The sequence below is a fragment of the Pseudomonas sp. LTJR-52 genome (assembly GCF_003691465.1).
GTDB classification, from domain to species: Bacteria; Pseudomonadota; Gammaproteobacteria; order Pseudomonadales; family Pseudomonadaceae; genus Chryseomonas; species Chryseomonas luteola.
This window is the reverse complement of record NZ_CP033105.1, coordinates 499,765-515,479: the sequence shown is the minus strand read 5'-3', so window position 1 is coordinate 515,479 and position 15,715 is coordinate 499,765. Positions and strand designations below refer to the sequence as shown.

Sequence of the window (15,715 nt, the reverse complement as noted above, 5' to 3'; positions counted from 1 at the left end):
TCATGAATGATCTTGATAGTGACCATGAAGCATAGACGCTAGAAATGTTTAGTCTACTGAATGATCATGAGACATATTCATTTAGCTAGTCGCAAGGTAAGTCTATGTCCAGCCACTTCCCTCGTTTTCGTGCCGACTCTGTAGGCAGCCTGTTACGCAGCCCGATTCTGAAGGAGGCCCGTCGCCGCTATCAGACCGGAGAAATGGAGCGAGACGTACTGCGTGCGGTTGAGAATGATGAGATCCGCAAGATTGTCGCCAAACAGGAAGCAATTGGCCTTCCCGCTGTAACGGACGGAGAATTCCGCCGCGCCTGGTGGCATTTCGACTTTCTTGAGCAACTTGGCGGCGTAGAAGGCTACGAGGCAGACCAGGGTATTCAGTTCCACGGCCAACAGACCAAATCCCGAGGGATCAAGGTCACGGGTAAATTAGACTTTACCCAACATCCGATGCTGGAGGACTTCAAGTTTCTGGCCAGCGCTACTACTCGCAGTGTGGCCAAGATGACTATTCCAAGCCCTAGCGTGCTGCACTTCCGGGGCGGACGAAAAAATATCAGTGAAAGCGTCTATCCGGATATGGAAGAGTTCTTTGCTGACCTTGCCAGCACCTACAAGAAAGCCGTGAATGCTTTTTACGAGGCGGGATGCCGTTATCTCCAACTTGATGACACCGTCTGGGCTTACCTCTGCTCGGAAAAAGAAAAGGCCGCCGCCTGCGAGCGCGGTGATGATCCGGAACGTCTGGCCGAGATCTATTCAAGCGTGCTCAATCAGGCGCTGGCTGGTCGCCCGGATGACTTGCGCATCGGCCTGCATGTCTGCCGGGGCAACTTCCGCTCGACCTGGATCAGCGAAGGTGGCTACGAGCCGGTGGCGGAAGTGCTGTTTGGCAACACGGATATCGATGCTTTCTTCCTGGAATACGATACCGAGCGCGCCGGTGGTTTCGAACCCCTGCGCTACCTGCCCAAGGGCAAGCGTCAGGCTGTATTGGGACTGGTCACGACAAAAAGCGGCGAACTGGAAAGTCCGGATGCTCTCAAGCGCCGTATCGAGGAAGCCTCGCGGTATGCCAACCTGGACCAGCTCTGCCTGAGTCCGCAGTGCGGATTTGCCTCGACAGAGGAAGGCAACCTGCTCTCGGAAGAGGAACAGTGGGCCAAGCTGCAACGCGTAGTAGACGTAGCCCGTGAGGTCTGGGGAGAAGCCTGATCAGCGCATGACTGGCTGACTGGAAAGGGGCGCTTTAGAGCGTAAACCCGCCCTTTTCCGCTACATTTCGATCAAGATAAAAAGGTGCAGACTACCGTTCCGTAATAAAGTTTCCGTAATAAATTCATACATTTGCCTTTTGTGGAAGTTATCGCACCCTTAAGCAGATTCCACTTGCCAAGCGAAGCGGTAATCACGAGGATCGGCGCCATCATCCTCACAGTGAGTTTTGATTATGAAGTACTCCTCGATCCTTCTGTTGTCCCTGAGCCTGGTAGGTACTAGCGCGATGGCGGGCGACGATATGCAGGCCGGTATCGGTGGTGCGCTAGGCGGGGTGTTAGGCTCGGTTGTAGGAAATGCCGTAGGCGGAAGCACAGGCTCCACGATCGGTGCAGGTCTGGGTGGTGCTGCGGGCGGTGCGGTAGGCGCCAAGCGTGGCGATAAAACAGAAGCAGCCATTGGCGGCGGTCTTGGCGCCGCGGGTGGCAACGTATTGGGCAAGGCCGTAGGCGGCAGCACAGGCGCTATGGTAGGTGCCGCCCTGGGCGGCGGCGGCGGTGCAGCCCTCGGCAGCAGCATGGGCGATTCGGGCGACCGTCACCACAGTGGCCGTCGCTACGATGATCGCCGTTATGCCCATGACAACGGCTGGCACCGTGGTCACCACAAGAAACACTGGAAGCGCCACGGTCGTTGGGACGATTGATCCCTACTCTGACGCCAAAAGAAAGGGCCACGTCTGTGGCCCTTTTTCATTTGCCGCCACTATTTCTCTTTGCTCAAGTCCACCAGCGGTGTTTCATGTACATCGGTCTGGCGGCCTTGCTGGATCGTATCGACACGCTTGAGTGCCTCGTTTACCGCACCCGCATCACTGAGTAGGCTGTAGGTAATCTCAAAGTCACGGGTCTCTTTTGGCCCGATCCTGGGTACCAGCTTCAAGTCACGCTGGAAGCGTCGGTTATAGGAAAAACTGGTGCCTGGCTCCAGACCGGTCACATAACCCTGCCCCTGGGTGTCCGTGTTTTTCCACAGGGAAAAGGCGGGTAACTGGTTAACGTTGAAGGCGAGGCTGACGCCCTGCTTGCCGGCTTTATCATGTAATACCGCCAAGCTGTTGCCCTGGGCATCTCCATAAGGAAACAGGTTGTACACCATCTCATCGAAGCCTTTGGTAGGACCCCGGTAGGTTTGCCAATCTTTCAGGTCACGCTTGGCGTACTCATTGAATGGCGAGACCTCACGTACTGGCGCTGCAAACCTTGCGCCCTCCTCCAGCAATGGCGTACCGAAATTACTGTGGTAGAGGGCCTGGTATTCTTTCTCATAGTCGCCCTGGTTGGTTAGACGGTCATGCAGGGTGAACTGGGTGGCGCCCGGTTGCGTGGTCAGCTGGGTATCGACCAGAAAATCCACCTTCTTGAATGCCTGCTCGCGCAGCTCGCCCTTCAGGTGAATCGCATACGGCGGCTTTTCGTCGATGGTCAGCACGACCTTGGACGCCGGGATATTGGCCGCACGGCCATGCAGCGTCAGCAGCTCTCCATTATCCATGCCCGGATGGCCAACCCACTCGTAACCACAACGGGTTACCATCTCGTTGAAACCTTCCAGCCAGCCCAGCCCGCCCCGGCCGTTGAGTTCGATGAAGGCCGGATTAACAACCTCGTGCACAGGCGAGTCCCACCCCAGTCGTACAGTACCGGCGGTAGCGTAAAGCACGTTCATGCCGCGGTTTGGCACAACGGTCATTTTCATTGCGCCGGTATCGATTTCGATCAGGCTTACCCCTTCCTGACGACCACCATGCAGCGTCTTGAGAGTGACTGAAAAAGGCTTGTCTGTTTTGACGCCAAGCTGCTCGCTGGTGATGCTCCAGTTTTCAGCAGGCTTGTTCGAGTCGATTAGGGTGTAATCCCAGGCAAACGCTGGAGAGGCAGCTGCCAGCAATCCGAAGCTAGCAAGCAGAGCAAATGCGTTCATGTCCGATTTCCTTTTTGTTTGTTGTTATACCTCGCTGCCCTTTGGCTGAAACGATTTAGCAGCGTGAGAAAAGTGTAGAACAACCCTGCACATTTGCATGTGCCAGATTTCGGATTTACAAGGTTGGAGACAGGAAACGAGAGGTAGGTCAAGGTGCCTGCCCGGCACCCTGACTTGAGGGTTATTACTCTTCGAGGCGCTCGACCTTGCCGACGACGAGCCCGTAACTCAGCGCGCCGACCAATGCCGTGATGCCGATATAGGTGATAGCCGGGGCAAAGTTGTTGCCATCCACCAGTAGGCCAACCACGATCGGCACACTGATGGATGCCAGGTTGCCGATGAAGTTGAACATGCCTCCCGTCAACCCCAGCAGGCGTGCAGGTGCCAGGGCCGACACCATTGACCAAGTGATCGACGCCAGACCGTTACCAAAGAAGGCGATTGCCATACAGGCAATGATCAGCGCCGGCGTATCAACAAAGTTCGCGCCGATGATGCAGGTGGAAATCAAGAGGCCGCTGATGATGGGCAGCTTGCGTGCCATGCCCAGCGAAACGCCATGGCGCACCAGCCAGTCGGATAGCAGACCCGAGCAGATCACGCCTAGAAACGCCGCCAGGAACGGCACCGAAGCCAGAAAGCCCGCCTTGATGAAATCCATGCCGCGGTATTTGACGAGGTAAGTCGGAAACCAGGTCAGGAAGAACCATAGCGTAGAGTTCAGGCAGAACTGACCGATGTAAATACCCCACAGCTTGCGCTTGTTGAGCACGGCCCACAGATCCGCCCAGCGAAACGCCGCGCGGGACTGATTCTTTTTCTCCAGATCTACAAGGCCGCCGCCCTGCTCGATCAGCGCCACTTCGGCAGCATTGGCACCTTTGAAGTCTTTTGGCTCACGATAGATCAGATACCAGATCGCCGCCCAGACGATACCGATCCCGCCTGTTACCACAAAGACCATATGCCAGCCGAACGTCTGTTGCAGGTAGATGAGTACCGGGGTCAGGAAGGCCAGCCCGACGAACTGTCCGGACGTATAAAACCCGATGGCGGTGGCGCGCTCCCCCTCCGGGAACCACGTCGTTACCACCCGGTTGTTGATGGGATACGCCGGCGCTTCCAGCGCACCGACTGCAAGACGCAGGATTACCAGGCCGATAAAACTGCCAACAAAGCCTAGGCCGATAGTTGCCAGGGACCAGAGCGCGATGGCAATCGGGTACAGCACCCGCGGGGATACCTTGTCTACCAGCCAGCCGCCCGGGATTTGCATGGCGGCATAGGTCCAGCCGAACGCCGACAGGATCAGCCCCATGTGCACGGGATCGATGTTCAAGTCCTGAGCCAGGTGGGGCGCGGCGATGGAAAGGTTGCTGCGGTCCAGGTAGTTGATCACTACCGTGACGAACAGCAAGACCATGATGAAGTAGCGCGAGCGTGACGCAGGCTGGGCTTGCACCTGGGCCTGGGTCTGGCTGTACGCCGTGCGGGTTGAAGAATGTTGCATCACCGTTACACCTGTCTTGGACTTGTTATACACAACGGGGATGACTCACCGGCGACAGCCGCCGGCGGTCTCCTGCAAACGTTACTGCCCGATATCGCGCAGTGGTTTGCCGCTCATGAGGTTACGTTCGATCTGCTCCAGCGTTGCACCCTTGGTTTCCGGAACCAGCCAGAACACCAACAGGATGAAGAAGGCGTTCAGTGCGCCATACAGCCAGAAGGTTGCAGCGTTGCCGATGACGTTGAGCAATGTCAGGAAGGTAGCGCCAACGATCATGTTGGCTATCCAGTTGGTGAACGTGGAGCAGCCGATACCGAAATCGCGGCCCTTGAGTGGCTGCACTTCGGAGCACAGTGTCCAGATCAGCGGACCGGCCGACATGGCAAAACCCACGATAAAGATCAGTAGCATGGCAACGGTGAAGATCTGCTGGCCGTGACTCAGCGTACCCATGTTCATCATGGTGCCCACGATGCCCATACCGACCGCCATGACGATGAAACCGGTATAGAGAATCGGCTTGCGGCCCCAACGGTCCACCAGGAAGATAGCAATGAAAGTTGCCAGTACGTTGGTCAGGCCCACCGCAGCGGTAAACCACATCTGCGCATGCGTGTCGTAACCCATGCCTTCGAAAATACGCGGTGCGTAGTACATCACTACGTTCATGCCGGTGAACTGCTGGACGATCTGCAGGAGTACGCCCAAACCAACGGAGCGGCGGAAGTTGGCGTTTTCCTTGAACAGCTGCCAGCCACGCTGCGGGATGCGCAGCTGCTCTTCGATATCACGCACTTCCTGCTGGATCACCTCTTCATTGCCGCGCAGCTTGTGCAGGACGTCCAGTGCCTCTTTCTTGCGGCCCTTCATGATCAACCAGCGCGGGCTGTCTGGAAGCGCCAGCACACCCAACAGGAACAACACACCGGGGATAGCGATGATGCCCAGCATCCAGCGCCAGGCGCCGCTGTAGCTGAAGGCAGTATCCGACAGGAACGCAGCCAGGATACCGACCGTGATCATCAGCTGATACAACGAGATCATTGAGCCGCGGATCTGCTCAGGCGCCACCTCAGCCAGGTACAGCGGGGCGGTGAAAGATGCGATGCCAATAGCCAGACCCAGAATGAAACGGCCTGCGATAAGCGAGTTGGGCGACCAGGCGAAACCGCACAGCACCGATCCCAACACGAACAGAATGGCACCCAGGATCAGCGAACGCTTGCGACCCAGGGCAGCGGACATCCAGCCGGCACCGAGTGCACCCAGGGCAGCGCCAAGCATCATGCTGCTGACGATCCACTCGATCACGCGGTCGGAAACCTGGAATTCTTGCTGAATGAATTGCGTGGCGCCGGAAATCACGCCGATATCCAGGCCGAACATCAGCCCGGCCAAAGCCGCCAGAATGCAGGTGAACACCGCGGTTCCCTTGGTCTTCTCGGCGGTATGAGTACTACTCGTCATAAACTGGACTCCTGCCTTTTTGGGCGTTGTTTTTGTAATGCCGGTCCCTCAGCAAATGCAGGCATGTGAATTTGCTATCAACCTGGCTTTCCAGTGACTCGTCAGGCTCTGCTCAGGTTCGTTACAAGATGTGAAAAATGCCGAGCCAGACGCATTTCTTGCGTCCGGCTCGTCTTCACGACCTGAAGGCCGGGGCTTACCACTCGGCGAAGCTGCCGTCCTTGTGGCGCCAGATCGGATTACGCCAGCGGTGGCCGATGGCTGCACGCTCGATCACGTACTCTTCATTGACTTCGATACCCAGCCCCGGGCCTTGCGGGATCTTCACGTGGCCATCGCCATAGTCGAAGACTTCCGGGTTCTTGATGTAGTCGAGCAGGTCATTGCCCTGGTTATAGTGGATGCCCAGGCTCTGCTCCTGAATGAATGCGTTGTAGCAATTGGCGTCCAGTTGCAGGTTGACCGCCAGGGCGATCGGGCCGAGCGGGCAATGCAGCGCGATGGCGACATCATAGGCCTCGGCCATGTTGGCGATCTTCCGCGTTTCGGTGATGCCACCGGCATGGGACGGGTCAGGCTGAAGGATATCCACATAGCCGTCCTGCAGGATGCGCTTGAAATCCCAACGGGAGTACAGACGCTCGCCCAGTGCAATCGGTGTATTGCTCATCAGAGCGATTTCCTTGAGCGCCTCATAGTTCTCGCTGAGCACTGGCTCCTCGATAAACATCAGACGGTAGGGCTCAAGCTCCTTGATCAGGACCTTGGCCATCGGCTTGTGCACACGACCGTGGAAATCGACACCAATGCCAAAATGCGGGCCACAGGCGTCGCGAATGGCCGCGACGTTGGCGATGACCTGATCGACCTTGTCGAAGGTATCGACGAACTGCATCTCTTCCGAGGCATTCATCTTGATAGCGGTAAAGCCCTTGTTCTTGCGCTCCAGGGCATGGGCCGCTGTCTCGGCTGGACGGTCGCCGCCGATCCAGGAGTAGACGCGGATGCTCTCGCGGACCTGGCCGCCCAGCAGATCATGCACCGGTACACCCAAGGCCTTGCCTTTGATGTCCCACAAAGCCTGATCGATACCCGCCAGGGCGCTCATGTGGATACCGCCGCCCCGGTAGAAACCACCGCGATAGAGTACGGTCCAGTGATCCTCGATATTGCGCGGGTCCTTGCCGATCAGGTAGTCGGCCAGCTCTTCCACAGCCGCCGCCACACTATGGGCGCGGCCTTCAAGGACTGGCTCGCCCCAGCCGGTGATGCCTTCATCGGTTTCAATCTTCAGAAAGCACCAGCGCGGAGGAACGATATAGGTAGTCAGTTTGGTGATTTTCATTGTTATGCCTCGATGCGTTCAGGGCCGGCCGACCGACCCAGGTCAAATCCGATGGTTACTGGCCAGTCAGCGCTTTCCAGCCAGCAGCAAACGCATGCGCGCTGCGGCTGACGTCGTCAGGGGTCATGCCGGGCTTGTAAATGGCCGAACCCAGACCAAAGCCATTGGCGCCCGCCTTGACGTATACGTCCATGTTGTCGGGCGTGATCCCACCGACCGGCAGCAGGGCCGTTTCCTTCGGGAAGACCGCACGCCATGCCTTGACCACCGCCGGGCCAAGCTGCTCAGCCGGGAACAGCTTGAGCGAGTCGGCTCCGGCCTCCAGTGCCGCGAAGCCTTCGGACGGCGTTGCCACGCCCGGTGCACTGATCAGCCCGGCTGCCTTGGTCGCACGGATCACCGCCAGGTTGGCGTTAGGCGACACGATCAGCTTACCGCCAGCAAAGGCTACGTCCGCCACCTGGCGCTCGGTCAGTACGGTTCCGGCACCAATCAGGCAGTCGCTGCCCAGTTCGGCCGAGAGCAGACGGATGCTTTCCAGAGGCTCAGGCGAGTTCAATGGAATCTCGATCAGACGAAAGCCGGCCTCGTACAGGGCCTTGCCGACCGGCACGATCTCCGCAGGCGTAATGCCGCGCAGGATGGCAATCAAGGGCAGTTGTTTCATGCAGGCGTCAAACATGGCGGGTATCCTCCTGAGAAGGGGTTGCGGCAGTTACCAGACCGGCTGCACAGGCGATGCGCCACAAGCCGGTACGGGTTGCCTGCTCAAGCAGACGTACATCGGTAATTTCGAAAAAGGCCAGGGCGTCCTGATAACGGCGACACAGCGCCGGATCGCCAATCAATACCAGCGGTGGGCAGACGGCGCCCTTCAGGCTGGCCACAACACTGCGCAGCTCTTCACCGATCAGCAGGCCCGAGAGGTAGTCCAGGCTGTGGCGCGCGGGCAGATCACCGGCCAGGAATAGGCTGCGGGTGGTGAACAGACGGCCAATAACGCCTTCCGCCCCGCTCTCACGGGCATTGGTGAGGCCACGCATAAAGGCGTCGTTGGACGGCTCGCTGCCCTCTTCCCGCGCAGGACGACCCAGAATCGAATGTTCACGCAGGACGGCAAACAGCTCGCCGGTCATATAGGTGGAAAAGTGATCGAGCCGGCTACTGCGGATCGTTGCCCACTTGCTGTGCGTGCCGGGCAGCACCAGCAAGGCATGATCGGCCAATGCAGGCTCCAGTTCGAGCGCGCCAAAGATCTGGGTCTCCTCGCCTCTCAATACGTTTGGCAATGCGCCGCGCTGCATCACGCCAGGGATCAGGCTCAGCTCACCGCAACCGCTGTCGAACGTCAGCAGGCCTTTTGCCAAGCTATCCACATCGGCCGGGCAGTCCACATAAGGAGCCTCACGCCAGCCCTGCCGGCTGCCGATCATGCCGGCGGCAATGGCGGGTACGGATGGCCATTGTGCGCGCCAATCACCGACCAGCTCACGAAAGGCCTTGGCGAAATCACCTTCAGGCGTATGCAGAATGCCCCAGGGCTGCGAGCGGGTATCCAATATCTGGCCGTTATCTCCCAGCAGATACGCGCGTAGTGATGAGGTGCCCCAATCGAGGCTGATCAGACGTGGCGTTGCCGTTTCATTCATGACTGACTCCACCCAAGGTTGTCCATCCAAGGTCAAAGGAAATGGCCCGTGCGCAAGCGATGACATCCGGGCAAAGATCCCGCAGGCGTGCTTCAGGCATATAGGGAATCGCGCTGGCGACACTCAAGGCCGCCACGATGGCACCGCTGGCATCGCGAATAGGCGCGGCCACGCAGCGAATACCCAGCTCGTTTTCTTCCAGATCAAAAGTGTAGCCACCCGCGGCATAGGCCTGCTGCTGGGCCAGATAGTCCGGCCAGGGCGTAAAGTCCTCGCGCAGGCCCGGTTGCCCGGCGCGCCGCCTGAGGCCTTCCTCGTAGAGCAGGTGCCATTCGGATTCGGGCAGATCAAGCATGAGGGCCTTGCCTACCCCGGTCAGGGCCAATGGCATGCGCAGCCCGACGCGCGAGCGCATTTCAAGGCCGCGGGCTCCGGGAAGCTTGTCCAGGTAGAGCACGTCGCCGCCCTCCCGCACGCCCAGATGAACGGTGTCCTGGGTCAACGCCGCGAGCCGTTGCAGGTGGGGCCGCGCCAGGTTGGTTAGCGGCAGCTGGTCACGGGCCTTGAAGCCCAGCTCGATAAGCTTGGCTCCCAACTGATACTGACCGGCAACGCTACGCAGATAGCCAGCCTGCACCAGTGCATTGACCAACCGATGGGTGGTGCTGCGCGTACAGCCGATCACCTCGCCGATGGTAGCCAGCGTATGGGCGCCCTGAGCGATGGCATCGATAACGGCCAGGCCTCGAAACAGTGCCTGAGCGCCAGCAGGCGCGTTGTTGTTTTGATCAGACATGGCGCTCACTCTATTCCTTTAAAACTGCAATCTCAATATGTGAATAATAATCCCATATTATGGGATAAAGAAGTGTTCGACGACTTGTCACATGACTGCAACAATTTGGTTATCTAATGCGCGAGCATCGTGCAGAACAGTGAGGAGAACCATGGCGGGCAAGTCGATTCTTATCGTCGATGACGAGGCGCCCATTCGCGAGATGATCGCGGTTGCGCTCGAAATGGCGGGTTATGAATGCCTGGAAGCAGATAATGCGCAGCAGGCTCATGCCCTAATCGTCGACCGCAAGCCCGATCTGGTCCTGCTCGACTGGATGCTGCCGGGTACGTCCGGCCTTGAGCTGGCGCGCCGCCTGAAGCGTGACGAGCTGACGGATGCGATCCCGATCATCATGCTCACCGCCAAGGACGACGAGGACAACAAGGTCCAGGGTCTGGAAGTAGGAGCCGATGACTACATCACCAAGCCCTTCTCGCCTCGCGAGCTGGTCGCCCGGTTGAAAGCGGTACTGCGCCGTACAGGCACATACGACAGCGAAACGCCGATTGAAGTGAATGGCCTGATTCTCGATCCCATCAGCCACCGCGTGACCATTGATGGCTCACCGGCTGAAATGGGACCGACCGAATACCGTCTGCTGCAGTTCTTCATGACGCACCAGGAACGTGCCTACACCCGTGGTCAGCTGCTGGATCAAGTATGGGGCGGCAACGTCTATGTCGAGGAGCGTACGGTAGACGTGCACATTCGCCGTCTGCGTAAGGCCTTGGGTGAAACCTACGAAAATCTTGTGCAGACCGTACGCGGAACGGGCTATCGTTTCTCGACCAAACTTTAAAAACGGGATGTGCTGCCTTGAACATGGATTGGCGTTCACTGCTGGCCCGCCATATCTGTCTGCTCCTGGCTATTTGCCTTCCCCTGGGCTGGCTGACAGACGCTTATGGCGCCATGCTGGCTGCCGGCCTGTTCACCTATCTGATATGGATGTCCTACCACATCGTCCGTCTTCAGAAGTGGCTGGCCACGGCCGAAGAAGGGGTGGAACCCCCGGAGGCCAATGGCTTCTGGGGCGAGATCTTTGACAGTCTCTATTATGCCCAGCGCCGCGAACGTGAAAAGCGCCACGCCCTGGAAGCTGTGATCGAACGTGCCCAGGCCTCTACTGCGGCGCTGCGGGATGCCATTATCCTCATCGACCGCAACGGCAACCTGGAATGGTGGAACCGTGCCGCCGAACAGCTCCTGGGGCTGCGTCAGCCGCAGGATTATGGTCAGCCCATCGCCAACCTGGTCCGCCATCCCAAATTTTATGAATACTTCAACAAGGGTGACTACCAGGAGCCGCTGGAACTGGCCTCGCCCGTGAATGCCAATCAGCACCTTCACATTCTGATTACGCGCTTCGGTGAAGGTGATCGTCTCCTGCTCGTCCGGGACGTGAGCCGCCTTCATCAACTGGAACAGATGCGTAAGGATTTCGTTGCGAACGTCTCCCACGAGCTGCGTACGCCTTTGACCGTGATCGCTGGCTATCTGGAGACATTGGTCGATAACGCCGCCGAAGATACCAATCCGCGCTGGCTGCGGGCCCTTGGCCAGATGCAGCAACAGGCCAGCCGCATGCAGCACCTGATCGATGACCTGCTGCTATTGGCCAAACTGGAAGCGACCGACTACCCTGCCGAAAACAAACCCGTCGCCGTGGCGCCACTTCTGCAAATCATCCAGCAGGATGCACGTGCGCTCTCAGGCCAGCGCGGCCACAAGATCACCCTGGATGCCGACGCGAGTCTGGCCCTGAAAGGCAGCGAAGCCGAGCTGCGCAGTGCCTTTTCGAATCTCGTTTTCAACGCTGTGAAGTACACGCCGGACGGTGGTCAGATCAGGATTTGCTGGTGGCAGGACGCCCATGGTGCCCAGATGTCGGTTTCCGATAGCGGGCCGGGCATCGAAGCGCGTCACCTACCCCGCCTGACAGAGCGCTTTTATCGGGTGGATGCCAGCAGAGCCTCCAGCACCGGCGGTACGGGCCTGGGGCTGGCCATCGTGAAACATGTCCTGATTCGCCATCATGGACACCTTGAAATCGAGAGCACACCCGGCAAAGGCAGTGTTTTCACCTGTGTTTTCGAACCCTCCCAGATGGCCTCCATGACGGCCTCTGCAATAGCCGTACACCAACACTGATGAGCGAGACTTGAAAGTCGCTCGTCAGACCCCCATGCTAGGGCCAACTTTTATCACTTTGAACCCCTAATGGACCCTTCCCCTAGTTTCGATACCTCAGTACTTTTCGCTGACTTCGGTCTTGTTCTTTTTGCGCTGCTGCTGGTGCTGCTCAACGGCTTTTTCGTAGCCGCCGAGTTCGCCATGGTCAAGCTGCGCGCCACACGTGTAGAAGGTCTGGCTGAAAGCCATGGCTGGCGCGGCCGTATCCTGCGTACCGTGCATAGCCAGCTCGATGCCTATCTGTCCGCCTGCCAGTTGGGTATTACCCTGGCCTCCCTGGGTCTGGGCTGGGTGGGCGAGCCTGCCTTTGCCGAGCTGCTGGAGCCTCTGCTCCGCATGGCTGGAGTAGATACGCCTGAGCTTGTACATGGCATCGCGTTCTTTACAGCCTTCTTTATCATCTCCTATTTACACATCGTGGTCGGCGAGCTGGCGCCCAAGTCCTGGGCTATCCGCAAGCCGGATCTGCTATCGCTGTGGACAGCCGTCCCGCTATACCTGTTCTACTGGCTGATGTATCCCGCCATCTGGCTGCTCAATGCCAGCGCAAACGCCATCCTGCGTATCGCTGGCCAGGGCTCGTCCAATGGCGATCACGAGCACCATTACAGCCGTGATGAGCTCAAGCTGATCCTGCACTCCAGCCGCGCGCTGGATCCTACTGACCAAGGCATGCGTGTGCTGGCGTCGGCGGTCGAGCTGGAAGAGCTGGAAGTGGTGGACTGGGCGAACTCACGTGAGGACCTCATCTACCTGGACCACACGGCCTCGCTGGAAGAGATCCTGACCATCATCCGTCGTCACAAGTACAGCCGCTACCCGGTTTATAACGAGGAAGAGAACGTATTCATCGGTGTCTTGCATATCAAGGACCTGTTGCTGGCAATCGCCGGACTGGATTCCCAGGCCGAGTCGTTCGAGTTGGACGAGTTGATCCACCCGCTTGAGCGTGTCTCCAAGCACATGCCGCTCAGCCGCCTGCTCGAGCAATTCCGCCAGGGCGGCGCGCATTTCGTGCTGGTCGAAGAGGCTGACCACAAGGTCGTAGGCTTCCTCACCATGGAAGACGTCCTGGAAGTGCTGGTCGGCGATATTCAGGACGAGCACCGCAAGGCCGAGCGTGGCGTGTTGGCCTATCAGCCCGGCAAGCTGCTCGTACGTGGCGATACCCCGCTGTTCAAGATCGAGCGCCTGTTGCACATCGACTTGGATCATGTCGAGGCGGACACCATGGCCGGCCTCGTCTATGACAGCTTGAAGCGCGTACCCGAAGAGGACGAGGTTCTGGAAGCCGAAGGCCTGCGCATCATCATCAAGAAGATGAAAGGTCCGAAGATCATTCTGGCCAAAGTCATCAAGCTGGGCGGCGAAGAAGATGCCCCACGGCATCATTGATCGATGCCTATAAAAAAAGGCCGGCATTGATGCCGGCCTTTTTCTTTTCATGCACGCTTACACTTCGCCAAAGTAGGCGCGGTTGCGGCCTTCCTGTTTAGCATGGCTCAACGCCTTGAGCGCCGTGTTGATCAGGCTCTTGTCACTGTCGTCCAGGGTCGGCACGATACTGGCGATGCCGGCGCTAACGCTGAAGCTGACGGTTGCACTGCCGTACTCCAGGCGCAGCATACTTGTTTCGGCGCAGATCCGATTGGCCAGCGCCACTGCATCAGCCTCGCCAGTGGCCGGCAGGACAAGCACGAACGTGTCATCCCGGAAGCGGGCGGCCATGTCGCCTGCGCGCTTGGTGTAGTTCTTCAGCAGACCGGCCAGCGCCCGCAGGCATTCATCGCCGAGCGGGCTGCCAAAGGCATCGTTGATTTCCTTGAAATGGTCAATGTCGATCACGACCAGCGACACAACCACCTGATTGCGCTTGGCGCGGTTGACCTCTTCGGTGAAGTGGCGATCGAAGCATGGACGGCTCAAGGCTCCGGTCAGGGTATCGATCGTACTCAGACGAATGACCTCGTCATTGGCTGCCCGTAATGCCTCATTGGCCCGCTCGAGCACATCCACCTGCGCCTCGATATGCTGTTGCAGCTCCTCGTTACGCTTGTGCTGCCGCTCCAGTGTCTGCTGCTGAGCCTGCAAAGCCTGCTTATGCCGCTGCACCTGCTGATTGCTGGCCAAAAGGGCTTCCTTCTGTATGTTCAACCGCTCGGCGCCCTCATGGTCATGGCGGATATCCAGCGCAACGGACAGCAGCATGAACTCGAAGGCAAAGCCGATGATTTGCGCATCCAGAATAAACGGTGATAGCGTGATCCAGTCCAGGATGGCCATGAGCATCAGTATCGTGCTCACCGCCAGTACGGACCAGGCAATGGCCAGGTACTTGGCCGACGGATTGCCCTTTCGCCACAACGACAGGGTCATAGCGATCCCCAGCAGGCAGCTCACAAGACCTGCCGGCTCGATCATCAGGAAGCGGACCAGCATCGGCTCGATAGCAATCAATGCTGCCGCCAAGGCCCAATAACCGATCAACCCCAGGACGACCAGCCGCCATCCCCGGTAGCGATCCACATTGAGGAAGCGCCGGGCAAACACGATGGCCGTAAGAAAGCTCAAGCAGCCAAAGCCTACATAAGTTCGGATGGAAAACGCAGGCCACTCCGGCCATAGATAGCGCTGGCCGATGCCGGTCAGGCTGAGTTCATAGCCCAGGATGCTGACCAGGTAGAGGCAATACCATAAGTGATTGGGGTCGCGCTGCCGCCAGTACCGGCTGCCGTTATAAACCAGCAGGGCCAGCATGAAGCCAAAGAAGAGCGTCAGCAGGGCGAGCGAGGTCTTTTCCTGCGCCTGGTAATGCTCCGGTGTCATCAGCCACATCGGAACCAGCATCGGCTCATAGGAGCGCAGACGCAGGTAGACGAACGCCTTGTCACCTGCCGAAAGGGTTAGAGGAAAGACAAACGCCCGCTCATTGAGGGAGCGTATGCTCATGGGCAAGCTATCCCCAGCGGTTTCGACCGGCCCCCATGACTCGCTGGACTGGGAGCGAACCCGCACATCGACCTGATTAAGAATGGGTGGCTGAATCACCAAGTAGCGCTGCTGAGCTCGATCGGTGGGGTTGTGCACTTCGAAGCGTAGCCAGGCACCGATCTGTTGCCGACCCAGATTGACCGTCTTATCCCCGAGTGACTGCCAGCGATCCTCAAGCCCTGCCGCCGCTGCCTGCTCGAAGGTCAGGGTAGCGGAAGCCTGCAGGTAGCTCACCGAGTGCAACGAGACCTTCTCCTGCGCGTCGTTCAGGATCACCGCCTGGGGCAATGGATCGAACAAGGTCTCAGCCTGCAGCGACGCGCTGAAGAACACGATCCAGAACAGCATTACCCCATACAGACGCATCAGTCATTCCTCGACCAGACCTGAGAATGCTCGGTTCATACGTTAAGAAAGCAAGGCTTTCTATGCAGCATTCCATCACTGCAAACAACCGAAAGCTTGCAATTACTGGGCGTTCCCAACAACCCGCCGCTCTCTAATGAGACAAGTATG

At 58.4% G+C, this 15,715-nt stretch carries 13 protein-coding genes; 5 read left to right on the top strand and 8 right to left on the bottom strand.

What is annotated here, in order from left to right; genetic code table 11:
* The first annotated feature begins 104 nt into the window (after positions 1-104).
* Positions 105-1,217: a cobalamin-independent methionine synthase II family protein gene (locus tag EAW52_RS02415; RefSeq protein ID WP_122041280.1), complete on the top strand. Its 1,113-nt coding sequence runs from the start codon at positions 105-107 to the stop codon at positions 1,215-1,217.
* A 235-nt stretch (positions 1,218-1,452) separates the two neighbouring features.
* Positions 1,453-1,926: a glycine zipper domain-containing protein gene (locus tag EAW52_RS02410; RefSeq protein WP_010796246.1), complete on the top strand. Its 474-nt coding sequence runs from the start codon at positions 1,453-1,455 to the stop codon at positions 1,924-1,926.
* Between the two features lie 59 nt (positions 1,927-1,985).
* On the opposite strand, the gene EAW52_RS02405 is transcribed toward EAW52_RS02410, so the two are convergent.
* The 7 genes from EAW52_RS02405 to EAW52_RS02375 all read right to left on the bottom strand — a co-directional run bounded on the left by EAW52_RS02405 (position 1,986) and on the right by EAW52_RS02375 (position 9,973).
* Entirely contained in the window at positions 1,986-3,203 is a 1,218-nt protein-coding gene (locus EAW52_RS02405) for an aldose 1-epimerase family protein (protein WP_122041279.1), read from the bottom strand.
* A gap of 184 nt (positions 3,204-3,387) precedes the next feature.
* Positions 3,388-4,716, bottom strand: a complete 1,329-nt coding sequence (locus EAW52_RS02400) for an MFS transporter (protein ID WP_122041278.1) — start codon at positions 4,714-4,716, stop codon at positions 3,388-3,390.
* Positions 4,717-4,797: 81 nt separating this feature from the next.
* Positions 4,798-6,183, bottom strand: a complete 1,386-nt coding sequence (locus tag EAW52_RS02395; protein ID WP_122041277.1) for a sugar porter family MFS transporter — start codon at positions 6,181-6,183, stop codon at positions 4,798-4,800.
* Positions 6,184-6,379: 196 nt separating this feature from the next.
* Positions 6,380-7,528, bottom strand: coding sequence for a galactonate dehydratase (dgoD, locus tag EAW52_RS02390; protein WP_122041276.1), 1,149 nt, complete (start codon positions 7,526-7,528; stop codon positions 6,380-6,382).
* A 55-nt stretch (positions 7,529-7,583) separates the two neighbouring features.
* On the bottom strand, positions 7,584-8,210 hold the full coding sequence (locus tag EAW52_RS02385) for a 2-dehydro-3-deoxy-6-phosphogalactonate aldolase (RefSeq protein WP_122041275.1): 627 nt from the start codon (positions 8,208-8,210) through the stop codon (positions 7,584-7,586).
* Entirely contained in the window at positions 8,203-9,177 is a 975-nt protein-coding gene (locus EAW52_RS02380) for a 2-dehydro-3-deoxygalactonokinase (protein WP_122041274.1), read from the bottom strand. The genes EAW52_RS02385 and EAW52_RS02380 overlap by 8 nt, the downstream gene beginning before the upstream one ends.
* Positions 9,170-9,973: an IclR family transcriptional regulator gene (locus EAW52_RS02375; protein WP_122041273.1), complete on the bottom strand. Its 804-nt coding sequence runs from the start codon at positions 9,971-9,973 to the stop codon at positions 9,170-9,172. Before EAW52_RS02375 ends, EAW52_RS02380 begins: the two co-directional genes overlap by 8 nt.
* A gap of 151 nt (positions 9,974-10,124) precedes the next feature.
* Between EAW52_RS02375 and phoB the strand changes: the two genes are divergently transcribed.
* The 3 genes from phoB to EAW52_RS02360 all read left to right on the top strand — a co-directional run bounded on the left by phoB (position 10,125) and on the right by EAW52_RS02360 (position 13,603).
* The gene (gene phoB, locus EAW52_RS02370) at positions 10,125-10,814 is read left to right on the top strand and encodes a phosphate regulon transcriptional regulator PhoB (RefSeq protein ID WP_010796254.1); all 690 of its coding nucleotides are present in this window, start codon (positions 10,125-10,127) and stop codon (positions 10,812-10,814) included.
* 17 nt (positions 10,815-10,831) lie between these two features.
* Positions 10,832-12,166, top strand: a complete 1,335-nt coding sequence (gene phoR, locus EAW52_RS02365; protein WP_122041272.1) for a phosphate regulon sensor histidine kinase PhoR — start codon at positions 10,832-10,834, stop codon at positions 12,164-12,166.
* A 69-nt stretch (positions 12,167-12,235) separates the two neighbouring features.
* A complete protein-coding gene (locus EAW52_RS02360) occupies positions 12,236-13,603 on the top strand; it encodes a hemolysin family protein (RefSeq protein ID WP_122041271.1) in 1,368 nt (455 codons plus the stop codon).
* Between the two features lie 57 nt (positions 13,604-13,660).
* On the opposite strand, the gene EAW52_RS02355 is transcribed toward EAW52_RS02360, so the two are convergent.
* On the bottom strand, positions 13,661-15,565 hold the full coding sequence (locus tag EAW52_RS02355; protein ID WP_122041270.1) for a diguanylate cyclase: 1,905 nt from the start codon (positions 15,563-15,565) through the stop codon (positions 13,661-13,663).
* Positions 15,566-15,715: the final 150 nt, after the last annotated feature.